This window comes from Vibrio marisflavi CECT 7928 (genome assembly GCF_921294215.1).
Taxonomy (GTDB): Bacteria; Pseudomonadota; Gammaproteobacteria; order Enterobacterales; family Vibrionaceae; genus Vibrio; species Vibrio marisflavi.
This window is the reverse complement of the sequence record NZ_CAKLDM010000002.1, coordinates 233,623-258,305: the sequence shown is the minus strand read 5'-3', so window position 1 is coordinate 258,305 and position 24,683 is coordinate 233,623. Positions and strand designations below refer to the sequence as shown.

Genomic DNA, 24,683 nt, shown 5'->3' with positions numbered 1-24,683 from the left:
CAATAACCTTTAGCTTGTAATTTCGGCTTAAAAATGACCTTGCGATTAAAGCAACGTTTTAGTCAAAAAATATGAATAGTTAGTCAAAAATAAACAATTATTATAATTATCCATTTTACTGTCTGGTAGACAGAAAATTACAGGGAGAATTGCAATGGCGCTTTACGATCCTCAGCTTGAGAAAGACAATTGTGGATTCGGTTTGATTGCCCATATGGAAGGCGAACCAAGCCATAAGCTCGTTCGTACAGCAATTTCGGCACTTGATCGCATGACTCACCGTGGTGGTATTGCCGCCGACGGAAAAACTGGAGATGGTTGTGGTTTACTGCTTCAGAAACCAGACTCTTACATGCGATTGGTTGCTGAAAATGAAAGCTTCAACCTAAGTAAACAGTATGCTGTCGGAATGATATTTTTGAGCCAAGACTCAACCAAAGCTCAAAAGTCACAAGAGATTATCAACTCTGAACTGGGTAAAGAAACCCTTAACGTTGCAGGCTGGAGAACCGTTCCTACCAACCCTGACGTTCTTGGCCCTATCGCACGAGACTCACTACCGAATATTCAGCAAGTCTTTATTTCTGCTCCTGCTGGATGGCTCGAAAGAGATATTGAAAGGCGTTTATATATTGCGAGACGCAGGATAGAAAAGCAGATTCTCGATGATGACTTCTATATCTGCAGCTTATCAACCCAAGTTATCATCTATAAAGGGTTGTGTATGCCAGCGGATTTGCCGCGATTTTATCTGGATTTGGCGGATCTCAGGATGGAGTCTTCCATATGCCTTTTCCATCAACGCTTCTCTACTAACACACAACCTCGCTGGCCACTCGCTCAACCCTTCCGATACTTAGCTCACAACGGTGAAATCAATACTATTGAAGGCAATAGACAATGGGCCAGAGCAAGGGCTTATAAATTTTCCTCTCCACTTCTACCAGACTTACAAACCGCGGCACCGTTCGTTAACGAAACAGGATCAGATTCATCTAGCCTAGACAACATGTTGGATCTATTTTTGGCCGGAGGCATGGACATCTTCCGCGCAATGCGAATGCTTGTACCTCCAGCATGGCAAAATCACCCTGACATGGATCCTGAGTTACGTGCATTCTATGACTTTAACTCAAAGCACATGGAACCTTGGGATGGCCCTGCTGGTATTGTACTATCCGATGGCCGTTACGCTGCTTGTAATTTAGACCGAAATGGCTTGCGTCCTGCTCGATATGTGGTGACTAAAGATAAGCTTATTACCCTTGCATCTGAAGTCGGCATCTGGGATTACGCGCCGGATGAAGTCGCAGAGAAAGGCCGCGTTGGACCGGGTGAGCTGCTTGTGATTGATACACACGAAGGCAAGCTCTGGCAATCAAGCGAAATTGATAACGACCTAAAAGAGCGTCATCCATACAAAACTTGGATGGAAAATAACGTTCACAAACTCACGCCATTTTCTGAGCTCGCAGATGAAGTAGTCGGCGAACGCAACTTCGATGAAGATTTACTTAAGACTTATCAAAAGCAGTTCGCAATGTCGAACGAGGAAGTCGATCAGGTGTTGCGTATTTTGGGTGACATGGGCCAAGAAGCAACTGGTTCAATGGGTGATGATACCCCAATGGCTGTACTGTCCTCCAAAGAACGCTTGGTCACAGATTACTTCCGCCAGAAGTTCGCTCAGGTAACCAATCCGCCGATCGATCCATTGCGAGAAAAGCACGTAATGTCTTTAGCGACCAGTGTTGGACAAGAAATGAATGTCTTCTGTGAAACAGATGGACACGCCAACCGAGTTACCTTTGATTCCCCTGTACTACTCTACTCAGATATGCAGCAGTTGCTTGAGTTGAGTGATGAACATTACCGCAATACGATCGTCGATATCAGCTACGACCCAAACACCACCACGCTAAAACAAGCTATTGAATCACTTTGTAGTGAAGCTGAACAGGTCGTTAGAGAAGGCACTGTATTAGTTGTACTTTCTGACCGAGCTCTATGCAAAGGGAAACTACCGATCCCAGCTGCGATGGCTGTGGGCGCAGTGCAAACACGTTTAATCAACGCCAACCTTCGCTGCGATGCCAACATTATTGTTGAAACAGCAACAGCTCGAGATCCTCATCAGTTTGCTGTATTACTTGGCTTTGGAGCAACTGCGGTCTATCCGTATCTTGCCTACGAAACACTAGGCAAATTAGTTGATGATGGTGCGATCAGTAAAAACTACCGCGACGTGATGCAAAACTATCAGTTCGGCATCAATAAAGGCCTGTACAAGATCATGTCAAAAATGGGCATATCTACTATTGCTTCTTATCGATGCTCTCAACTATTTGAAGCAGTTGGCTTGCACCAAGATGTGGTGGATTTATGCTTTAAGGGTGTCGCTACAAGAATCCAAGGTGCAAGCTTTGACGACTTCCAACAAGACTTATTTAATCTATCCAGAAAAGCTTGGGCGAAACGTAAGCCAATTGAGCATGGCGGCCTACTGAAGTATGTTCATGATGGTGAATACCATGCATATAACCCATATGTAGTGAGCAGTCTGCAAAAAGCCGTAAAATCAGGTGAAGGCCAAGACTATGCAACGTTCGCAGAAGAAGTGAACTCTAGGCCAGCGGCAACGCTGCGCGATTTAATGGCACTGAAAAAACCATCTAAAACGCTTCAAATAGAGAAAGTTGAGCCAAAGTCTGAACTGTTCAAACGCTTTGACACTGCTGCAATGTCTATTGGAGCATTGAGCCCAGAAGCGCACGAAGCATTAGCTATCGCGATGAACAAACTTGGCGGCTATTCAAACTCTGGTGAAGGCGGCGAAGATAAACGCCGATTTGGCACCAATCGAAACTCTAAAATCAAACAAATTGCTTCCGGCCGCTTTGGAGTGACTCCGCATTACCTAACCAATGCCGATGTCCTACAAATAAAAGTTGCACAAGGGGCAAAACCCGGTGAAGGTGGCCAACTTCCAGGACACAAAGTAACGGCTGAGATTGCTAAACTACGTTACTCTGTGCAAGGTGTCACGCTCATCTCTCCACCACCACATCACGACATTTATTCTATCGAAGATTTAGCGCAGCTGATTTTCGATCTGAAGCAAGTCAATCCAGATGCTCTCGTATCGGTTAAATTAGTTTCCGAGCCGGGTGTTGGTACTATCGCGACTGGCGTTGCAAAAGCATATGCCGACTTAATCACTATCTCCGGCTACGATGGTGGTACTGCAGCAAGCCCTCTAACATCAGTCAAATATGCTGGTAGCCCTTGGGAACTAGGTTTAGCCGAAACACAACAAGCATTGGTTGCAAATGGTCTACGTCATAAGATTCGCCTGCAAGTGGATGGCGGTTTGAAAACAGGGTTAGATGTTGTAAAAGCAGCCATTTTAGGAGCAGAGAGCTTTGGTTTCGGCACGGCACCTATGGTTGCACTTGGCTGTAAATTCTTGCGCATTTGTCACCTAAACAACTGTGCGACTGGTGTTGCTACTCAAGATGAAAAACTGCGTAAAGAATACTTCAAAGGCTTGCCAGAAATGGTCGTTAACTATTTCACAGGCCTTGCTGAAGAAGTACGTCAATACCTATCTGAGTTAGGGGTTGAAAAGCTCACTGATTTAATTGGCCGCACTGACCTACTCGAAATTGTAGAAGGTAAAACAGCCAAGCAGAGCAAACTCGATTTATCGCATATTTTGGAAAAACCTGTTTCTGCAGACAACCACCCAATGTACTGGACGCAGCCAAACACACCGTTTGATAAAGCGGAGCTCAATCAAAAGATAGTCGACGAAGCAAAACAGGCAATTGAAAATAAAGAGTCAATCACTCTGTTCTACGATGTATTGAACACAGACCGCTCGATCGGCGCTCGATTGTCAGGTGAAATCGCCAAGCGCTATGGCAATCAAGGTATGGCTGCATCTCCAATCAAATTGCAGCTGCAAGGCACGGCTGGCCAGTCTTTTGGTGTATGGAACGCGGGAGGCGTTGAGCTCTATCTAACTGGTGACGCAAATGACTATGTCGGCAAAGGTATGGCCGGCGGCAAAATTGTTATCAAGCCACACTTAGGTACTGCCTTCAATTGCAACGAAGCGACCATCATCGGTAACACCTGTCTGTATGGTGCGACTGGCGGTAAGCTATTTGCCTCTGGTACCGCTGGCGAACGCTTTGGTGTACGTAACTCAGGCTGCATAGCCGTTGTTGAAGGTGCGGGAGACAATGCTTGTGAATACATGACTGGCGGAATCGTCGCGATTCTTGGCGCTACAGGGGTTAACTTTGGCGCAGGAATGACAGGTGGATTTGCCTATGTGCTTGACGCGAACGATGATTTCCAAGGTCGCGTGAATAATGAGTCGGTGGAAGCTCTATCGCTATCATCACTCAATATTCACCAAGAACACTTACGCGGACTGATTGCCGAACACCTAGAGCTTACAGGCTCAGTTCACGCGGAAGATATTCTGGCTAACTTTGATGAATGGATCCCTAAATTCTTCCTCGTTAAGCCCAAAGCCGCTGACCTTAACACCTTGTTAGGTCACCAAAGTCGTAGCGCTGCTGAACTGCGCGTTCAAGCACAGTAAGAATTGGAAGGAGCCAGAAATAAATGAGCCAGAATGTATACCAATTTATCGATGTGAACCGCGTAGACCCGGCGAAAAAACCTCTGAAAAAGAGAAAAATTGAATTCGTTGAAATCTATGAACCATTCACTAAGCAACAAGCTACAGCGCAGGCCGATCGATGCTTAGATTGTGGCAACCCATATTGTGAGTGGAAGTGCCCTGTTCATAACTATATCCCTCAATGGCTAAAACTCGCCAATGAAGGACGTATCATAGAAGCTGCCGAATTATCACACCAGACCAATAGCTTACCAGAAGTTTGTGGCCGCGTTTGCCCGCAAGATCGCTTGTGCGAAGGATCTTGTACTTTGAGCGATGACTTTGGCGCAGTCACGATAGGAAATATCGAAAAATACATCACAGACCAAGCGTTCAAAATGGGCTGGAAACCAGACATGTCTAATGTCGAGTGGACGGACAAGAAAGTTGCCATCGTTGGCGCAGGCCCTGCAGGACTTGCGGCAGCTGATATCTTAGCTCGCAATGGTGTAAAGCCAGTAGTCTTTGATCGCTACCCTGAAATTGGTGGCCTGCTAACTTTTGGTATCCCTTCATTCAAACTTGAAAAAGAAGTGATGAAAAATAGACGCAAGATCTTCACTGAAATGGGTGTGGAGTTTCAGCTTAATGTTGAAGTTGGCAAAGACATCTCTTTCTCTGACCTCATCGACAATTATGATGCGGTATTCCTTGGCGTGGGTACATATAAAAATATGCGAGCAGGCCTAGAAAATGAAGATGCGCAAGGAGTATATGACGCTCTGCCATTCTTGATATCAAACACCTATAAAGTGATGGAGCTAGAAAACGAACAACCATTTATCGATATGTCCGGTAAAAAGGTGGTTGTCTTAGGGGGTGGCGATACTGCGATGGACTGCGTACGAACCTCCGTTAGGCAAGGTGCAAGCAATGTCATTTGTGCTTACCGCCGAGATGAAAGTAACATGCCAGGCTCTCGCCGAGAGGTGAAAAACGCCAAAGAAGAAGGCGTAAACTTTATGTTTAACTTGCAGCCTCTGGGTATTGAGGTTGACGATACGGGTAAGGTTACTGGAGTAAAAGTAGTGAAAACAGCTTTAGGTGAACCTGATGATGCAGGCCGACGTAGGCCAGAGCCTGTCGAAGGAAGTGAACATGTATTATCAGCTGATGCGGTAATCATGGCATTTGGCTTCCAACCTCACCGCATGGACTGGCTAGAACCATTCGACGTTCAGCTTGATCAATGGGGCCGCATTAAAGCACCAAACGATCAAGAATTTATGTACCAAACCAGCAATAAAAAGATCTTCGCTGGCGGCGACGCTGTTCGAGGCTCTGATTTAGTAGTGACTGCGATTGACGAAGGCCGCAAAGCAGCTGAAGGTATCCTTGATTACCTAGAAGTTTAACTCTGCCTTACAAATCAAGACGTAAAGGGCCTGTTTTCAGGCCCTTTTCATTTTTAAATTTTTGTGCTCAATTGCCTTCGAATAAACACACTCCAAACACATTTGATGCCGTTAACTTTATTAACCGGACTCGAATGCTATGGTTACATCAACTCTAAAGTAAAAGCTTACGCAAATATGCTTAAAACAAACTATCTAGTACTAACTTTAGCTGTTGTTTCCATTTCTGGCTGCAGCCAAGGAGTTGCCAATATGAAAAGTCGTGTGGAGCTACCTTGTGGAGACAAGCCAAATTGTGTTTCCACCCAGGATCTGCGCAAAGAGTATAGACTCGATCCTTATGTACTTAAAAAAGGCGTTACTATAGTTCAAATTGAAGCCGCTGCATTAACCTTGCCTCGCTCTAAAGTAATCAGTAAAACCGATGATTACTTACACATCACTTGTACAACGAAAATACTGCGATTTGTCGACGATCTTGAACTGGAAATACAAGGTGAAAAACTATTGGTTCGCTCTGAGTCTCGAGTTGGTTATTCAGATTTTGGAGTCAATCGTAAGCGAGCCGATGAACTGCGTAAAATTTTGCTTGAGAACGACCTAATTCATCCTGACAATCTCGTGAAACACTATTCGAAGTAGCTACAAAGAGCATAAAAAAACCAAAGCCTAGGCTTTGGTTTTTGCTTTTGGAAAATATTGTACAACTATCGAAATACAACCAATCGTTTTGGCGCGATTCGGCCATCATCATCGATTTCCGCAACACCGATAAACTGACGCTCTTCACCAGAAGTCATCCGAACGAAACCTTCACTTGGCGCTCCAAAAACCTGCACAGGCTGGCCGTGTTGAACCATGTCTGTTAGCTCTGGAATCAAGTTTACTTCAGGTAGCGACTCAACTGCTGTATCCATTGGCATCAGGATTGGGTCAAGTAATAAGCGAGGCTCGATTTCTTGCTCTCTGGCTTGATCTAAGAGAGCACCTAGCTGTTCCAGTGTGACCATTTTCTCGACTGGATAATTGGCAACACCTGTACGACGTAGGTAGGTAACATGCGCACCGCAACCAAGCATCTCACCAAGATCGTCTGTGATAGTTCGGATATAGGTACCCTTAGAACAATGAATTTCCATCTCAACTTCATCACCTTCAAAGCGAAGTAGTTCGATAGAATAAACAGTGATCTTGCGAGCTTCACGAGGAACCTCGATGCCCTCACGAGCATATTCATACAGCGGACGACCTTGATATTTCAATGCAGAAAACATTGATGGTACTTGGTCAGTCTCGCCCTTAAAAGTTTCTATACACTCAAGTAGGCGCTCTTTCGTGACGTTAACGTCACGAGTTTCAACGACTTCACCATCAGAGTCAGAGGTGTTTGTGCGCTCACCAAGCTTGGCAACAACAACATAACGCTTATCTGAATCTAATAAAAACTGAGAAAACTTAGTTGCTTCACCAAGACAAATTGGCAACATACCTGTTGCTAGTGGATCAAGTGCGCCAGTATGGCCTGCTTTCTCGGCGAAGTAGATACGCTTAACTTTTTGCAAAGCGTCGTTGGATGAAATACCCGTTGGCTTATCCAACAATACTATGCCATTGACTGGACGGCCTTTACGACGTCTTGCCATTATGCCTCTCCTGACTCTTCAGAGCCCGGTTGCTCGTCTTCACGGCCGGCTTCTTTTTGCTTACGCTTGTCTTCGCTCAACACTTCACTTACAAGGTTAGACATACGCATACCTTCAACTAGAGTGCTGTCATATTGGAAGCGAATTTCTGGCGTTAGGCGCAGACGAATACGCTTGCCTAGCATCATACGAATATGACTTTCATGCTCTTTTAGTGCATTTAGACAGCTTTGTGGTGTTTGCTCACCAACGCATAGGAAAGTGACGAAAACTTTGGCGTAAGCTAAGTCTCTTGATACTTCAACGTCGGAGATAGTGACCATTCCAATACGTGAATCTCTCACTTCACGTTGAAGGAGAATAGCTAGCTCTTTTTGTAGCTGCTGGGATACCCGCTGAGTGCGGCTAAATTCTTTTGACATTTCTTTTCTCACAATAGAAAGAATGGGGGGATGGTTCTAGCCAGCCCCCCATGGTGTATTTAACAACCAATTAAATGATGTCAGTCAATTAGTCTAAAGTACGTTTAACTTCAATGACTTCGTATACTTCAATTTGGTCACCAACGCGAACATCATTGTAGTTCTTAACGCCGATACCACATTCGTAGCCATTTTTCACTTCTTGAACATCGTCTTTAAAGCGACGTAGTGACTCAAGCTCACCTTCGTAGATAACAACGTTATCACGCAGTACGCGAATTGGGTTGTTACGCTTGATGACACCTTCAGTAACCATACAACCGGCAATTGCGCCAAGTTTTGGTGATTTGAACACGTCACGAACTTCTGCAAGACCACTGATTTCTTGTTTGAATTCAGGAGCAAGCATACCGCCCATTGCTTGTTTCACTTCGTCAATCAACTGGTAGATGATTGAGTAGTAACGTAGGTCTAGGTTCTCAGCCTCAATAGTACGACGAGCTGTTGCATCTGCACGTACGTTAAAGCCAAGAATGATTGCGTTAGAAGCTGCTGCAAGTACTGCATCAGTTTCTGTAATACCACCAACACCAGAACCAACGATGTTCACTTTTACTTCATCAGTAGAAAGCTTCAATAGTGAATCTGAGATTGCTTCAACAGAACCTTGTACGTCTGCTTTCAGTACTACATTAAGCTCAGCAACTTCGCCCGCAGCCATGTTAGAGAACATGTTCTCTAGTTTCGCTTTTTGCTGGCGTGCTAGTTTAACGTCACGGAATTTACCTTGACGGTAGTTAGCAACTTCACGCGCTTTACGCTCATCACGTACAACAGTCGCTTCATCACCAGAAGAAGGCACACCAGAAAGACCTAGGATCTCTACAGGGATAGATGGTCCAGCTTCAACAACTTCGTTACCATTCTCATCACGCATCGCACGTACACGGCCATATTCTTGACCACACAATACGATATCACCCTTACGAAGAGTACCTGATTGAACGAGTACTGTTGCAACAGGACCGCGACCTTTATCAAGGCGAGATTCAACAACTACACCTGATGCCATGCCCTCAGCAACTGCAGTCAGTTCTAGTACTTCAGACTGAAGCAGAATCGCTTCTAGAAGACCTTCGATGTTAGTACCTTGTTTTGCAGAGATGTGAACAAACATGTTGTCACCGCCCCACTCTTCAGGAATTACATCGTACTGCGCCAGTTCATTCTTAACGTTGTCTGGGTTCGCATCTTCTTTATCAATTTTGTTTACCGCTACAATCAGAGGTACTTCTGCTGCTTTCGCGTGCTGAATCGCTTCGATTGTTTGAGGCATCACACCATCGTCAGCTGCAACAACAAGAACAACGATATCTGTCGCTTGAGCACCACGTGCACGCATCGCTGTAAATGCTGCGTGTCCAGGAGTATCAAGGAAGGTAATCATGCCATTGTCAGTTTCAACGTGGTATGCACCGATGTGCTGCGTAATACCGCCCGCTTCACCAGATGCAACGTGTGCACGACGAATGTAGTCAAGTGTTGATGTCTTACCGTGGTCAACGTGCCCCATGATAGTAACAACAGGAGCACGGTGAATTGCTTCAGCATCGTGGTCACGATCAGAAAGTACCGCTTCTTCAAGTTCGTTCTCTTTACGTAGAACAACTTTGTGGCCCATTTCTTCCGCAACTAGCTGTGCAGTTTCTTGGTCAATGACTTGGTTGATAGTTGCCATAGCACCCATCTTCATCATCACTTTGATGACTTCAGTACCTTTCACTGACATCTTGTTTGCTAGCTCAGAAACAACAACGGTTTCGCCGATAACAACATCTTGTTTAGCAACGGTAGCTGTTTTATCGAAACCATGTTGCATAGAGGTCGGTTTAGCCAATTTGCCTTTTTGACCTCTACCACCACGTTGGTTGCGACCATTTCGTTGGTCTTGATCGTTCGAAGCTTTTTTCTTCTTCTTACGACGAGGTGCTTCTTGACGACGGTCTGCTTCATCTTCGGCTTCACGAGCGTATTGTGAAGTCGTTACATGGTAATCTGTATTTTCCATATCACCCTTTTTCTTTTCAGCAGCAGACCAACGTTCTTTGTTTTTCTCAGCCATTTCGCGAGCTTCTTCAAGCTTGCGCTGACTCTCCTCTTCAGCTTTACGTTTAGCTTCTTCTTCCTGACGACGCTTAAGTCGGTCGGCCTCTAATTTTGCTGCTTCTTGCTTAGATTGATCTTCAGCACTACCTTCAGCTTTAACGCTAGCTTCGTGTTTTGCTTTCTCTTGGGCTTCACGCTTTGCTTTCTCTTGAGCTTCGCGTTTCGCCTTTTCTTCTGCTTCACGCTTAGCTTTCTCTTCAGCTTCACGTTTCGCTTTTTCTTCTGCTTCACGCTTCGCTTGTTCTTCAGCTTCGCGTTTCGCGTTTTCTTCCGCTTCACGCTTCGCTTGTTCTTCAGCTTCGCGTTTCGCTTCATCTTCGATTGCACTGCGCTTTACGTAAGTGCGCTTCTTGCGCACTTCCACTTGCACATTTTTGCTTTTACCAGCGCCCGCATTCACGCTTAACGTGCTACGAGTCTTACGCTGCAAAGTTAATCGAGTAGGAGCTGCATCACCCTGAGCATCACCATGCTCTTTTTTAAGGTGAGCTAGAAGCTGTTGCTTCTCGTCCTCAGTGACATTGTCTGCACTCGATTTGTTCATTCCTGCATCAGCAAGTTGTTTAACTAAGCGATCCACTGGCGTACCAATTTCTTCACTCAGTGCTTTAACTGTAAGTTCTGTCATACCGCTACCTCCTTGCTGAAATTATTCTTCGTCGCCAAACCAACAGATATTACGCGCTGCCATGATAAGTTCACCTGCACGCTCCTCTGTTAGCTCCTCGATACCTTCTAAATCGTCAATACCTTGGTCAGCCAAATCTTCTAGCGTTACAACGCCTTTCGCTGCCAATTTGAATGCCATTTCACGCTCTAAACCTTCAAGAGCAAGTAAGTCTTCCGCTGGCTCTAAACCTTCAAACGATTCTTCTTGAGCAAGCGCTAGAGTAGTTAAAGCTTCTTTTGCTCTACTACGTAGCTCTTCTACGATTTCTTCGTTTAAGCCATCAACTTCAAGCAACTCATTTACAGGTACGTAAGCTACTTCTTCAAGAGTTGAGAAGCCTTCTTCTACAAGCATCTCGGCAAAGTCTTGCTCAATATCAAGATACTTCATGAAGTTCTCGATAGAAGCGATTGACTCTTCTTGGTGTTTCTTCTGTAGGTCTTCAACAGTCATCACGTTCAATTCCCAACCCGTTAGTTGAGAAGCCAGACGAACGTTTTGACCATTTCGACCGATTGCTTGTGCTAAGTTGTCCGCTTCAACAGCGATATCCATTGAGTGTGCATCTTCATCAACGATAATTGAAGCTACATCAGCTGGCGCCATTGCATTAATAACAAACTGAGCAGGGTTATCGTCCCAAAGAACGATATCGATACGCTCACCGCCAAGCTCGCCAGAAACCGCTTGTACACGCGCGCCGCGCATACCAACACACGCACCAACAGGGTCAATACGCTTGTCGTTTGTTTTTACTGCGATCTTTGCACGAGAACCTGGGTCACGAGCAGCGCCGCGAAGTTCAATCAACTCTTCACCAATCTCTGGCACTTCCACTCGGAAAAGTTCTGCCAACATTTCTGGTTTAGAGCGAGTGATAAACAGTTGGAATCCACGCGCTTCAGGTGCAACTTTGTATAGTAGACCACGTACTCGGTCGCCCGGGCGATGGTTTTCACGTGGCAATTGATCATCACGTAAAATTACCGCTTCAGCGTTATTGCCAAGGTCTAGTACGATAGTGTCACGGTTAACTTTCTTAACCGCACCAGTCACTAGCTCACCTTCATTGTCGATGAACTGCTCTACGATTTGTGCGCGCTCAGCTTCACGTACTTTTTGTACGATAACTTGCTTCGCAGTCTGCGTAGTAATACGGTCAAACGTTACTGACTCAATATCATCTTCAACATAGTCGCCTAGTTCGATGCTTTCATCTTCGAACTGAGCTGCTTCTAAGGAAATTTGTTTAGTTGGGAATTCAACTTCTTCTACTACTTCCCAGCGACGGAAAGTATCGAACTCACCACTTCTGCGGTCGATCTCAACACGAACTTCGATATCCATCTCGTGCTTTTTCTTAGTCGACGTGGCAAGCGCGATTTCTAATGCTTCAAAAATACGCTCACGAGGTACTGCTTTCTCGTTAGAAACCGCCTCTACTACCGCTAAAATTTCTTTACTCATTCTATCTAGCCTCTTAAGCTCTTTTCTCTAGGAGAACTAAAATTTCGGGATCAGGTTAGCTTTCGAAATATTGCTCAGTGCAAATTGTTCTTCTTGTCCTTCAACAGTCAGTGAGATGGTTTCACCATCCACAGAGTGAATTTCACCCTTCCACTTTCTACGGTTACCGACTGCCATTTTCAGAACAACGCTTACCTCGTGACCAATAAACTGCTCGTAATGTGCTGCTTTGAAAAGTGGTCTTTCTAAGCCTGGCGAAGAAACTTCGAGGTTATAAGCCACAGAAATTGGATCTTCAACATCCAACACAGCACTTACCTGATGGCTAACTTCCGCACAATCGTCAACATTGATTCCATTCTCGTGATCGATATAAATTCGCAATGTTGAGTGTTCGCCTGCACGAATAAACTCTAATCCAACTAACTCATATCCAGAAGCACCAACAGGAGCTTCAAGCATTTCAGTAAGTTGTCTTTCTAAACCAGTCATTTAAACCACTCCAGAAACAAAAAAAGGGCTCAGAGCCCATTATAAATCCCAAGCAATTATCCAAAATATCCAGAAGCAACGTCTGAAAAACTTTAGATAACAAAAAACCCCGAACGTCGGGGTTTTTTGTTGCTGGACCCTGATAGTTAAACAATCCAATTTTAGCTAAGCTCTATGGTTTGGCTAGTTAAAATGTCTGTTTAACTGCAGTGACTCTTTCACTGCACAAACTTGTCCACTATCCGATTAGGATTTTGGTTGCGGGGGCCGGATTTGAACCGACGACCTTCGGGTTATGAGCCCGACGAGCTACCAAGCTGCTCCACCCCGCGTCCGACTTGTTGAGCATTATACGCTCTACAAGGTGTTTTACAAGTTTGTAAATCATGGTGCCGAGAGAGGGACTCGAACCCTCACACCTAAGGCACTAGCACCTCATGCTAGCGTGTCTACCAATTTCACCATCTCGGCATCAATAATTTGATTATTGAGGAATTTCGCTGTCTTTCTTGGCAGGAATTTCGCTCTTAGTTTTCTCAGCTGCTTTCGGAGCCGGAGCGGTTTGTTGTTGAACCACACCTTGTGCTGGGTCAACCCACTTCGAATCTGCTTTATGAGTAGTCGATAGATTACCCAAAACTAAGCTAAGAATAAAAAATGCTGTAGCTAGTACCGCTGTTGAACGAGTTAAAAAGTTACCCGAACCACTTGCACCAAATACTGTATTTGATGCTCCAGAGCCAAATGAGGCTCCCATATCTGCGCCTTTACCTTGTTGAATCAACACTAAGCCAATTACACCGACTGCGACCAACAGGTAAATCACAAGTAGAATCGTAAACATGCTTTCCACCTATGTTCCAAATTGTTGAGCCAGCACGCCGAAAATATAATTCACAGGCAAAGCTAGCGACCTCCTTTGTTGAAGGCCGGGCAATACTAGCGAAACGCCGACACGCTGACAAGTAAAAATTATAAAAAAGTCGTCCCTTGCTGTTCAACCGATTAAAAAAGGGGCAAAACTCTAAATTTCGCACCGATTCTAAAGCTAATTAGCACCATTAAGATGAACGAAAATAAACGTTAAATTAGCAACTTGCTTTTACAGCTTCTGCTATTTTCAATGCTGAAGAGCGAACTAGCTGATCATCCTCTCCTTCAACCATTACTCTCAGTAGTGGCTCCGTACCTGACTTACGAAGTAAGACTCGGCCTTTATCTGCGAGCTCTGCTTCAACTTGCTCAACTACAACTTTCACTGCTTCTGCTTCAAGCGGGTTAGTATCGCCACTAAAACGCACATTTTCCAAAACTTGCGGATACAGGGTCATACCTTGAGACAATTGGTTCAGTGACTGCTTGCTGTATACGATGGACGCTAGCACTTGAAGTGCTGCTACAATAGCATCACCCGTAGTTACTTTATCCAACAAGATCACATGACCAGAGTTTTCTGCGCCAATTTTCCAGCCATTTTCGATTAGCTGTTCCATCACATAACGGTCACCTACAGCGGCTCGGATAAGTGGAATACCTAGCTTCTCTAAGCCTTTTTCCATGCCTAGGTTCGTCATTAGCGTACCTACAACACCACCTTCTAACTCACCCTTTCTTTGCAGATCGCGTGCGATAATATAAGCGATTTGGTCACCATCAACCTTGTTGCCATGTTCGTCAACCATTATCAGGCGATCTCCATCACCATCAAACGCTAGACCTAAATCAGCCTTCTCTTCAACAACCCGTTGTTGAAGCGCTTTAACGTCAGTTGCACCAACTTGGTCGTTGATGTTTAAACCATCAGGCTCAACACCCATCGCGATGACGTTTGCACCAAGTTCTCTAAACACGTTTGGCGCAATATGATATGTGGCACCATGAGCGCAATCGACGACGACCTTAAGGCCTGCAAGACTTAACTTGCTTGGGAATGTGCTCTTACAAAACTCAATATAGCGACCAGCTGCGTCAGTTAAACGGCTAGCTTTACCAAGTTGAGCAGAGTCAACACACTCAATGTCTTTATCCAATTCTGCTTCAATTGCTAACTCAATCGAGTCGGGCAGTTTGGTGCCTTCTGATGAGAAGAATTTAATTCCATTGTCGTAAAAAGGATTATGTGATGCTGAAATGACTATCCCCGCCTCAGCGCGGAAAGTTTGTGTTAAATAAGCAACGGCTGGAGTTGGCATTGGGCCAGTAAACGTTGCTTTTAACCCGGCAGCAGCCAAGCCAGCTTCCAGAGCAGATTCCAACATATAGCCAGAGATTCGCGTGTCTTTGCCGATAATAACCTTTTTCGTCCCTTGTTTAGCCAATACTCGACCTGCAGCCCAACCTAGCTTTAAAACAAAGTCTGGAGTAATTGGGTACTGGCCGACTTTTCCACGAACACCGTCGGTGCCAAAATAACGTCTTTTATTCGACATGGGACATTCCTATTTATAACTTCTAATGTCTATCTTGTTTCTGTTTATCTGCTTTTGCATCAAACAAACTTTATAAATTCTGATGAGTGATGCTAACAATTTTCATTGCATCAATTGTTTCTTGCACGTCATGAACGCGTATTATCTGTGCACCTTTCATGGCCGCGATAGTTGCACAAGCAATGCTCGCCCCAAGAATTTCTGAAGGTGACTTTTCAAGCAACTTAAAGATCATAGACTTGCGGGACATTCCAACCAATAGGGGAAGCTCCAAACTGTGCAATTGCTCTAAGTGTGCTAAAAGATGATAGTTGTGTGGGATGGTTTTACCAAAGCCAAAGCCTGGATCCAAAATTAATTTATCACGACTGATACCCACCGACTTACAGGCTTCAATTCGCTCGTCTAAGAAAGCTTTGATTTCTTCAACTACATCTTGATACGAAGGATTCGCTTGCATAGTTCTTGGCTGTCCTTGCATATGCATTAAGCAAATTGGCACATCTGCGTCAGCAGCAACCTGTAAAGCACCTGGCTCTCGCAAAGCACGAACATCGTTAATAAGATCAGCACCGGCTTCAACAGCCTGCTTCATGACTTCTGCTTTACTGGTATCAATTGAAATCCATACATCGTGCTTTTCGCGTATTGCACTAATAATCGGAATAACACGCTCAAGCTCATTTTCAAGTTCGACATCTGGCGCTCCGGGGCGTGTTGATTCCCCTCCGATATCAATAATGCTGGCACCTGCAGCAATCATTTTGTCAGCTTGATCAAGCGCTCGAGCGAGAGTGTTAAATTGGCCACCGTCGGAAAAAGAGTCCGGTGTCACGTTCAATATGCCCATCACTTGTGGGCGACTTAAGTCCAACTGCTTATTTTTACTTTTAATAATCATCTAGATACCAGTTTCATCCCTGATAGAGAGATTTAAAATTAACTCTGGATAATAAAGAGCAAAAAGCCCCGAGAGAAACTCGAGGCTTTAGTTTATTGAAAGCTATTATTCGCTGTCTTTTTTATCCACTGGCTCGCTTGGCGCGGCTTCAGAGGTTTCGACAGGTTTTTCAGAAGACTCCGCGGCTGGCTTTTCTTCAGCAGCCGGCTTTTTATCTTCTGGCTTATTGTCGTCAGATTTATTCGCTTGGTCACCCCAGCCAGCTGGCTCACGGATGTCATCTTTGCGATCCATCAAATCATCAATTTGACCTGCATCGATAGTTTCATACTTCATCAGTGCATCTTTCATAGCATGCATGATATCCATATTGTCTTCGAGAATTTGCTTCGCACGGTCGTAGTTGCGATCGATAAGAGTACGAACCTCATCGTCAATAAGCTTGGCCGTGTCATCAGACATATGCTTAGTTTGCGTTACACTGCGGCCTAAGAATACTTCGCCTTCTTCTTCAGCGTAAAGAAGAGGACCAAGTTTTTCTGAGAAGCCCCATTGTGTAACCATCTTGCGCGCGATATCAGTTGCTCGTTCGATATCGTTAGATGCACCTGTCGACACTTTATCTTTACCGTAAATGATCTCTTCCGCTAGACGGCCGCCGTAAAGGCTCGAAATCATCGACTCAAGATGCTGACGAGACATACTTACGCGGTCTTGCTCTGGCAGGTACATGGTGACACCTAGTGCACGACCACGTGGAATGATAGAGACTTTATAAACCGGATCATGCTCTGGTACTAAACGACCAACAATTGCGTGGCCAGCTTCGTGATAGGCTGTCGACTCTTTCGTTTCTTCAGACATAACCATTGAACGGCGCTCTGCACCCATCATGATTTTGTCTTTCGCAAGTTCAAACTCAACCATAGATACATTGCGTTTGTTGCCACGTGCAGCAAATAGTGCCGCTTCGTTAACAAGGTTGGCAAGATCTGCACCAGAGAACCCTGGAGTACCACGTGCTATTAGCGAAGGCTCAACATCTCCAGCAAGAGGGACTTTGCGCATGTGAACTTTAAGAATTTGCTCACGACCACGAACATCAGGCAATCCAACCACAACTTGGCGGTCGAAACGACCCGGACGTAGTAATGCAGGGTCAAGAACGTCTGGACGGTTAGTTGCAGCGATAACGATAATACCTTCGTTACCTTCAAAGCCATCCATTTCAACCAGCATTTGGTTCAATGTTTGCTCACGTTCATCGTGACCACCACCAACACCTGCGCCACGTTGACGACCTACAGCATCAATCTCATCAATGAAGATAATACAAGGTGCAGCTTTCTTCGCTTGTTCGAACATATCACGGACACGTGATGCACCAACACCCACGAACATTTCTACGAAATCTGAACCTGAAATTGTAAAGAATGGAACTTTCGCTTCACCTGCAATTGCTTTTGCAAGTAGCGTTTTACCTGTACCCGGAGGACCAACCATCAAAACACCAGTTGGAATCTTACCACCCAGTTTTTGGAATCGGCTTGGATCACGCAGATAGTCAACCAGCTCTTTCACGTCTTCTTTTGCTTCGTCACAACCAGCAACGTCCGCAAAAGTAGTTTTGATTTGCTCTTCGCTCATCATACGAGCTTTACTCTTACCAAAAGACATAGCGCCTTTACCGCCACCGCCTTGCATTTGACGCATGAAGAAAATCCATACACCAATCAGTAAGATCATTGGGAACCAAGAGATAAAGATAGTGCTGAGTAAGCTTTGCTCTTCAGGAGGAGTGCCCTTCACTTTCACGTTTTGATTAATTAAATCATCAAGGATTTTATTATCATAAACAGGCATATATGTGACATATTTGCCACTCACGCCATTGCGAGTGAATGAGATCTGTTCACCTTTGAATGTTGCTTCTTGTATCTGGCCTTGGCCAACTTCGTGTACAAATGTGGTGTAGTCAACCGTCTTTCCATCGTTGCTGCCAGGTCCAAAGCTTTGGAACACCGACATCAAAACTACAGCAATAACAAGCCACAGAATTAAATTTTTTGCCATGTCACTCAAGGTGTCAGCCTCTCGATAACTAATTGTAATTAAAGGTAGGGTACTACAGTTTCTACGCTGTAGCTATACTATAAAATTTAACATTTAGAGGTTAAACCGTTAGCCTTTGTAACCAGTCGCTACAATGTAAACTTCTCGGGAGCGAGCCCTTGAAGAGTCAGGCTTCCTGATTTTCACCGTTCTAAACATATCGCGCACTTCTTGCACGTATTGGTCGAAGCCTTCCCCTTGGAAAACCTTAACAACAAAACTACCATTAGGTGCAAGAACTTGTCGACACATATCTAATGCTAGCTCAACCAAATACATAGCGCGCGGTTGATCGACTGATAAATTGCCAGCCATGTTCGGAGCCATGTCCGACATCACAATATCAACCATATCTGGTTGAATTCTTTCTAATAATGCTTCAAGCACTGAGTCTTCACGGAAGTCACCTTGCAAAAACGCAACCCCAGCGATGGAATCCATTGGCAAAATATCACAGGCAATCACTTGCCCTTCATCACCAACTATATTGGCCGCATATTGAGACCAACCACCTGGAGCAGCGCCTAAATCGACGACCGTCATTCCCGGCTTGAGCAACTTGTCTTTATTCTGAATTTCTTCGATCTTAAATATCGCTCGAGAACGATAACCTTTCTTTTTCGCCTCGTTGACGTACTTATCATCAAAATGTTCTTTCAGCCAACGGCCTGAACTTGCAGAATGTTTTTGTTTACTCATTCGGTTTTAATGCCTCTGTCCAAATGAAAATATAGTCTTCGTTGATAGATGGCGTTAAAATAGCGCTTTTCAACCCTAATAGTAAAAAATAATTGGCCGCAAAATGAATCTAAGCACCAAACAAAAGCAGCACCTAAAAGGCCTAGCGCACAACTTGAAACCAGTTGTACTGATGGGCGCTAACGGGCTAACAGAAGCGGTACTAGCAGAAATCGAAATCGCTCTTGATCACCATGAACTAATCAAGATTAAAGTTGCCTCAGAAGATCGTGAGACAAAACAATTGATTATCGAAGCTATCGTTCGCGAAACTAAGGCTGAGAAAGTACAAACCATCGGTAAAGTGTTGGTGTTGTATCGCCAATCAGAGCAAAAGAAAATTGAGCTGCCGCGCAAATAATACATTGCTCTTAATGATGAAAAAGGTCGCTTAAGCGACCTTTTTCATTTAGTAACAAAATATGACTATTTCTCTAATCAAGTAAGCGATTAGATATATTCAACTTTGTCGATTTCAAAATCTTTGTCGCCACCTGGAGTAGAAATGATGACTTCGTCACCTTCCATCTTACCAATCAGGCCGCGAGCAATTGGCGAGCTCACAGAAATGCGCTGCGCTTTGATATCAGCTTCATCGTCACCCACGATTTGATACGTTTTTTCTTCGTCAGTATCGACGTCAATCAAAGTCACTGTTGAACCAAAAATCACTTTGCCTGAGTTATCCATTTTCGATACGTCGATAACTTGAGCAACAGAAAGCTTATACTCGATGTCGCGAATTTGCGCTTCACAGATCCCCTGCTCTTCTCTTGCAGCGTGGTATTCAGCGTTTTCTTTTAAGTCGCCTAACTCACGAGCTTCTGCAATCGCATTAGAAATCAGCGGGCGTTGTTTTAGTAGTTTATCTAATTCTTCACGCAGTAATTGTTCACCGCGTACTGTCATTGGAACTTTTTCCATTTCATACCTCTACGCCAAAGCGAACTTTGGACAAAAAAAACCTACCCAACCGCATCGGTTAGGTAGTATTAAGTTGATCTCGTTTTATCTTAGTGTAAACAAACTTTCATACTAAATCATCTTAAATCCCGACAAATCTTGCTTCATAAATCTGCCTTAAATCTTGATGCACGTATTATCTGTGCTCCCCTCTTCTGGCAAGCTTTTCTAACACATTGTTTCATGGCCACGAACGGATGAATTTCAAACAATTACAACATAAAAAACACTGTTTTTAATTGTAAAAAATACTGTTCAAAATAAAAAAAGATAAAGAAATTAAAGTTTAACATCGATCACAAAATTAAATTTAAGTTATTTAAAATCAACACTTTGATGTTTTTTTACTACGAAGTAAAATTAGCACTCACTGGTGATTTATATCATTTTACTAACTGGGTAAGGAACTTTAACGGTAAAACATCGGCAGTCATTGCACTAATTGGCTTTGATGCTGCGCACAATTTTTTCTGCAGCGCCTGCTGGTTTGGAGCAATACCCAGAGAACATCGAACTCATTTGGAGCTCAAGTTAGAGACTCAATTGACACTCCAGTTGATATATCAGCTTGAATCGATAGTGCTCATATAAATAAAAAAATTATCTATTGTATGAACAATAAATTAGGATTTAATAAGATGAAAAAGACTCTGATTGCTCTTGCGGTATCTGCTGCAACTCTAGCATTTGGTGCAAACGCTGACACTCTAGCTACAGCTCAAGCAAACGACGGTAACCTAGCTGGTACTTCTCTTTACTCAGCTAACGGTAACGACATTATCATGAATGGTCGTGTGGAAGCTCGAGCTCAAGAACAAGGTGGCAAAGTTTCAGATGCTTCACGAGTTCGTTTAGGCTTTGGTGGCATTTCCACTATCAATGCTGATAACAACCTATACGGTGTTGGTTACTGGCAAGGTGAGTTTACTACCGATGATAACGGTAATGTTGACTCTAATTCCAACAGTCTTACTACTCGATATCAATATGCTGGTATCGGCGGTGATTTTGGTCAAGTTGTTTACGGTAAAGATGATGGCGCATTCGAAACCTTTATGGACGGCTATACTGACATCATGCAGACGTTCGGTGGTAACTATAAAGTACTAGGTGTAGCTAACCGCTCTGACAACACTGCTACTTATCAAGGTTCTTACGGTAACTTCTCTGCAATTGCTAACTACCGCTTTGCAGACGATACTACTTCAACTAATGCTACTGACAATACTAGTAACGGCCAACGTGGTACTTCTGCAGCAGTTAACTATACAATTGGTGATACTGGCGCGAGCATCGGTACGGGCTACTCTAACCAAAACGGCTCTCACACATACATGACTGGTGCTGGATACACTATCAGCAACTTCTATGTAGGTGCTAGTTACACTGATGGTAAACTTGATTTCGACAACTACACTGCATTCCAGACTAGCAACCCTTATAGCTTCTCTGGTAAGCAAGACTACCGCGAATACGAAATTGCAGCATCATACACTCTAGGTAAGACTGCATTTACTACAAACTACAGCAACGAGAAGACTGGTGACTACACTTCTGCAAAAGCAATTGCTGTTGATGCAACTTACTACTTTACTCCAAACTTCCGTTCGTATATTGGTTATAACTTCAACCTGATGAATTCTGGCGACCAAGTTAATGGTGTAGCGCTAAACAAAACTGGTGCTCAAGACCAAGCTATGGTTGGTATGCGCTACGACTTCTAATTTAGACGACTGTCTAAATGCTATATTAACGCCTGCACTTGCAGGCGTTTTTTTATGGTCAATTTTGACAATCATTGGCGAATAATGAGGTTATACTCAAAGTCTTAGCTCTTTAAACGGATTTTGCTATGGCCTTGAATTTACAGCACCTTCGTATTTCTATCTCACTACTTGTTTTCTTTTTTGCTGTTTTTTTTAGCGGAGTCAGTGCTGCTTATCTACCTAGCGAAAGTCTGCCTCAAGGTGCACGAAGTACACTCGTGGTGCAAGACTTGAAAACCGGCAAAGTGCTGATGCAGTCCGGTAGCAACGACGATTTTTTCCCGCCCGCGAGCACTCTAAAACTTATCACCGCTTTAGCTGCAAAATTAGAGCTAGGAAACAGCTTTCGCTTTCATACCTCGTTAATAAAATCCGGCAACGATTTGGTGTTTAACTTTTCAGGCGATCCAACACTAACCACCAATGATCTCAAAGCAATGGTAAAGCAGATCGCACAAGGTGGCATTCAAACCATCAAAGGCGATATTTGGTTAAATGGCACCGCATTTAACGGTTATGAAAGAGCCATTGGTTGGCCATGGGACATTTTAGGTGTTTGTTACAGCGCGCCTCCTAGTGCAATCAACTTAGATGAAAACTGCGTGCAAGCGTCTATCTCGACGCCAAGTCCATCACCTTACAGTGATAAAACTCGGGTCTATGTACCAGAGCACCTTCCTATTCATGTCGCAAACAAAGTAGTTGCAGTAAGCAAAGATGAGCAAGAAGAAACCCATTGTGCATTAGAGCTTCTCACCTCAGCTAACAATCACTACACCTTAAAAGGTTGCGTGGTTAAACGCAGAAATCCAATTCCACTGAAATTTGCCGTTCAGCAGCCTGAACTCTATGTCACTAGAGTGATTTACAGCTTGCTGCATAAACAAGGTATTCGACTAGAAGGACAAATAAAAGTGGGCAAGCCCGCCATTCAGCGAAGCGATCTGATAGCTTCTCATCAATCTAAACCATTGCCTGAATTACTCGAAGTGATGCTAAAAGAATCCGATAACCTAATTGCCGATACGCTCACGAAGGCGATTGGTGCCAAATATTATAAGCAGCCGGGTAGCTTCAATAATGGTACGGCAGCAATTAAGAACATTATTCGCGACAATACGGGGATTGATTTAAAGCGAGACAGAATTGTCGACGGCTCCGGGCTATCTCGTAACGATAGAATGACACGTGCCAATATGAGCGCCATTCTACGTTATATATGGCAAAACGATAAACAGTTGGGCTTAATTGATATTATGCCTGTCTCAGGTACATCAGGCACTTTGCAATATCGAAAAAGTATGCGCAAAGCGCCAATCAAAGGTAACATCATTGCTAAAAGCGGCAGCGTTTATGGTACTTACAACATGGCTGGGTTTGGGTTGGATAAGCAGGGCAAACCAACGACTTTGTTTGTTCAATACGTTGCAGATTATTTCGTAAACAAAGACAAAAAGGCTAGGAAAACTACTCCGCCAATTACAAAGTTTGAGAAGGCTTTTTACCAAGAAGTGATAAAGCTAAGCCGTGCAATCCAACCTTAAACTAAATTTGAGGCTAGGCTGAACGGCCTAAAGTAAATTTAGATTGGCATTACCAAGCAACGTATGCTGAAACGCCTGATATCAAACCAACTACAGTCATGCTCACAAGGCCAATAGGTGAAATAAGCCAATCAAGTGATACGCTTTTTTTGTGCAAACCAAGCTGATTGATATAGTACCGAGCATGGTGATTGTGCCCTTGATCTTTTAACTCATCAATTAGAGAACGAGAAAAACTTGCAGGGCTAGTTTGCAAAATTGCGATGGCTTCATCCATCGGCATCACTGTTAGTAAATGCACTTGTTTGTCGCGATCATGGCGATAAAACGCGTTTCTTGCAGCGTCAATCTCCGCAGAAGAATAGCGGGATTGATCTTGGTTTAATATATTGTTCACTACCGTCATAACAAATCTCCCACAAGGCCCCCACTCATGAATAAAGTGAAGCCCGATTAGGTATGACCACCAAGTACAACGAACTTGCACGTAGAACAAAACTTCATTTCCTTAAAGTTTTATCGTAGAAATCGTTGCTTAAGTATTAGGTAAACAAGACGAGAGGTTTGCTCTCTACCGCGAAAATGGTAGGAGCTGTAGGCACTTACCGACGCGGATTATTCCTTACCCAATACCGTTTTCACCCCCAAATAGGGAGGATGGTCGGCATTGATCATAAAGTTCTCCATAACTACTGTCCCCCTGACAGCCCGAGTAAAGTAACAAAAAAAGTGATTGAGAACCGTTATCTTACGCTCAGTAACAAGAATTATTTGCTTTTCAACTTTGACCCACCCCATACTTTAGATAAAACAGTTGGTAGGTTTAGGTATGATTTCCTGTAAAACTCGATCAAAATCAAAAAGGTTCACCAAAGAATATATCAAGAGAAAAGGCTACATTTGCGTGGGCTGGACCAGTGTGATCTTAGGAATGATCGGCATCACTGTACCACTACTTCCCACTGTACCCTTTATTCTACTCGCGCTTTATTGCTTTGGTTGTGCGTCCCCTAAGTTCCAGCAATGGCTCCTTAACCATAAACGCCTTGGCCCACTAGCTAGGCGCCTACAAAGCAAAAGTGGCTTAACTGTAAAAGAAAAAGTTCAATCGTTGATCCTTATCTGGATCTCAATGGGTGCGGTCTTTTATTTCGTCGCCCTCGGCACTCACTGGCAGTGGGCAATTCTAGGTTTAATCGCTTTCGAAACTTGGTTTATCTTACGCTTCAAAACTCATTACCCCGATAAAGCAGAAGCTAAATCTGAATCCGTTGATACAAAAAAAGCGCCATAACGGCGCTTTTTTACTTGAAGTAGAT

The 24,683-nt window shown here is 44.0% G+C and carries 19 protein-coding genes and 2 tRNA genes; 7 read left to right on the top strand and 14 right to left on the bottom strand.

Going from position 1 to position 24,683, the window contains the following annotated elements:
- Positions 1-154: 154 nt before the first annotated feature.
- The 3 genes from gltB (at position 155) to L7A31_RS07945 (ending at position 6,693) form a co-directional block, all read left to right on the top strand.
- Positions 155-4,615 (top strand): glutamate synthase large subunit, encoded by a 4,461-nt coding sequence (gene gltB / locus L7A31_RS07955; RefSeq protein WP_237360981.1) that lies wholly within the window; start codon positions 155-157, stop codon positions 4,613-4,615.
- Positions 4,616-4,638: 23 nt separating this feature from the next.
- Entirely contained in the window at positions 4,639-6,051 is a 1,413-nt protein-coding gene (locus L7A31_RS07950) for an FAD-dependent oxidoreductase (protein ID WP_237360980.1), read from the top strand.
- A 177-nt stretch (positions 6,052-6,228) separates the two neighbouring features.
- Positions 6,229-6,693 carry a DUF1499 domain-containing protein gene (locus tag L7A31_RS07945; RefSeq protein ID WP_237363532.1) on the top strand — a complete coding sequence of 155 codons (465 nt, stop codon included), beginning with the start codon at positions 6,229-6,231 and terminating at the stop codon, positions 6,691-6,693.
- Between the two features lie 65 nt (positions 6,694-6,758).
- Here L7A31_RS07945 and truB read toward each other — a convergent pair whose 3' ends face one another.
- From truB to rlmE, 12 genes are all read right to left on the bottom strand, one after another.
- Positions 6,759-7,694: a tRNA pseudouridine(55) synthase TruB gene (gene truB / locus L7A31_RS07940; RefSeq protein ID WP_237360979.1), complete on the bottom strand. Its 936-nt coding sequence runs from the start codon at positions 7,692-7,694 to the stop codon at positions 6,759-6,761.
- A complete protein-coding gene (gene rbfA, locus L7A31_RS07935; protein ID WP_237360978.1) occupies positions 7,694-8,116 on the bottom strand; it encodes a 30S ribosome-binding factor RbfA in 423 nt (140 codons plus the stop codon). The genes truB and rbfA overlap by 1 nt, the downstream gene beginning before the upstream one ends.
- 88 nt (positions 8,117-8,204) lie before the next feature.
- Complete coding sequence (gene infB, locus L7A31_RS07930) at positions 8,205-10,910, bottom strand: translation initiation factor IF-2 (protein ID WP_237360977.1); 2,706 nt, start codon at positions 10,908-10,910, stop codon at positions 8,205-8,207.
- 21 nt (positions 10,911-10,931) lie between these two features.
- Positions 10,932-12,419: a transcription termination factor NusA gene (gene nusA, locus L7A31_RS07925; RefSeq protein WP_237360976.1), complete on the bottom strand. Its 1,488-nt coding sequence runs from the start codon at positions 12,417-12,419 to the stop codon at positions 10,932-10,934.
- 36 nt (positions 12,420-12,455) lie between these two features.
- On the bottom strand, positions 12,456-12,911 hold the full coding sequence (gene rimP, locus L7A31_RS07920; protein WP_237360975.1) for a ribosome maturation factor RimP: 456 nt from the start codon (positions 12,909-12,911) through the stop codon (positions 12,456-12,458).
- A 255-nt stretch (positions 12,912-13,166) separates the two neighbouring features.
- A tRNA-Met gene (locus L7A31_RS07915) sits at positions 13,167-13,243 on the bottom strand.
- Positions 13,244-13,298: 55 nt separating this feature from the next.
- Positions 13,299-13,382, bottom strand: a tRNA-Leu gene (locus L7A31_RS07910).
- A gap of 13 nt (positions 13,383-13,395) precedes the next feature.
- Positions 13,396-13,755, bottom strand: a complete 360-nt coding sequence (gene secG / locus L7A31_RS07905) for a preprotein translocase subunit SecG (protein WP_237360974.1) — start codon at positions 13,753-13,755, stop codon at positions 13,396-13,398.
- Between the two features lie 244 nt (positions 13,756-13,999).
- On the bottom strand, positions 14,000-15,340 hold the full coding sequence (glmM, locus tag L7A31_RS07900) for a phosphoglucosamine mutase (RefSeq protein WP_237360973.1): 1,341 nt from the start codon (positions 15,338-15,340) through the stop codon (positions 14,000-14,002).
- A 70-nt stretch (positions 15,341-15,410) separates the two neighbouring features.
- A complete protein-coding gene (gene folP / locus L7A31_RS07895) occupies positions 15,411-16,241 on the bottom strand; it encodes a dihydropteroate synthase (protein ID WP_237360972.1) in 831 nt (276 codons plus the stop codon).
- Positions 16,242-16,346: 105 nt separating this feature from the next.
- A complete protein-coding gene (ftsH, locus tag L7A31_RS07890; protein WP_237360971.1) occupies positions 16,347-18,314 on the bottom strand; it encodes an ATP-dependent zinc metalloprotease FtsH in 1,968 nt (655 codons plus the stop codon).
- A gap of 108 nt (positions 18,315-18,422) precedes the next feature.
- The gene (rlmE, locus tag L7A31_RS07885) at positions 18,423-19,052 is read right to left on the bottom strand and encodes a 23S rRNA (uridine(2552)-2'-O)-methyltransferase RlmE (RefSeq protein ID WP_237360970.1); all 630 of its coding nucleotides are present in this window, start codon (positions 19,050-19,052) and stop codon (positions 18,423-18,425) included.
- A gap of 103 nt (positions 19,053-19,155) precedes the next feature.
- Between rlmE and yhbY the strand changes: the two genes are divergently transcribed.
- Positions 19,156-19,452, top strand: coding sequence for a ribosome assembly RNA-binding protein YhbY (gene yhbY / locus L7A31_RS07880; RefSeq protein WP_237360969.1), 297 nt, complete (start codon positions 19,156-19,158; stop codon positions 19,450-19,452).
- Between the two features lie 89 nt (positions 19,453-19,541).
- On the opposite strand, the gene greA is transcribed toward yhbY, so the two are convergent.
- Positions 19,542-20,015 carry a transcription elongation factor GreA gene (gene greA / locus L7A31_RS07875; RefSeq protein ID WP_237360968.1) on the bottom strand — a complete coding sequence of 158 codons (474 nt, stop codon included), beginning with the start codon at positions 20,013-20,015 and terminating at the stop codon, positions 19,542-19,544.
- 677 nt (positions 20,016-20,692) lie between these two features.
- On the opposite strand from greA, the gene L7A31_RS07870 reads away from it, so the two are divergent.
- Positions 20,693-21,778 (top strand): porin, encoded by a 1,086-nt coding sequence (locus tag L7A31_RS07870; RefSeq protein ID WP_237360967.1) that lies wholly within the window; start codon positions 20,693-20,695, stop codon positions 21,776-21,778.
- A 128-nt stretch (positions 21,779-21,906) separates the two neighbouring features.
- Complete coding sequence (gene dacB, locus L7A31_RS07865; RefSeq protein ID WP_237360966.1) at positions 21,907-23,364, top strand: serine-type D-Ala-D-Ala carboxypeptidase; 1,458 nt, start codon at positions 21,907-21,909, stop codon at positions 23,362-23,364.
- Positions 23,365-23,413: 49 nt separating this feature from the next.
- Here the strand turns inward: dacB and L7A31_RS07860 are convergent, their stop codons facing one another.
- A complete protein-coding gene (locus tag L7A31_RS07860) occupies positions 23,414-23,770 on the bottom strand; it encodes a hypothetical protein (RefSeq protein WP_237360965.1) in 357 nt (118 codons plus the stop codon).
- A gap of 423 nt (positions 23,771-24,193) precedes the next feature.
- On the opposite strand from L7A31_RS07860, the gene L7A31_RS07855 reads away from it, so the two are divergent.
- Positions 24,194-24,658, top strand: a complete 465-nt coding sequence (locus L7A31_RS07855; protein ID WP_237360964.1) for a YbaN family protein — start codon at positions 24,194-24,196, stop codon at positions 24,656-24,658.
- Positions 24,659-24,683 lie beyond the last annotated feature (25 nt).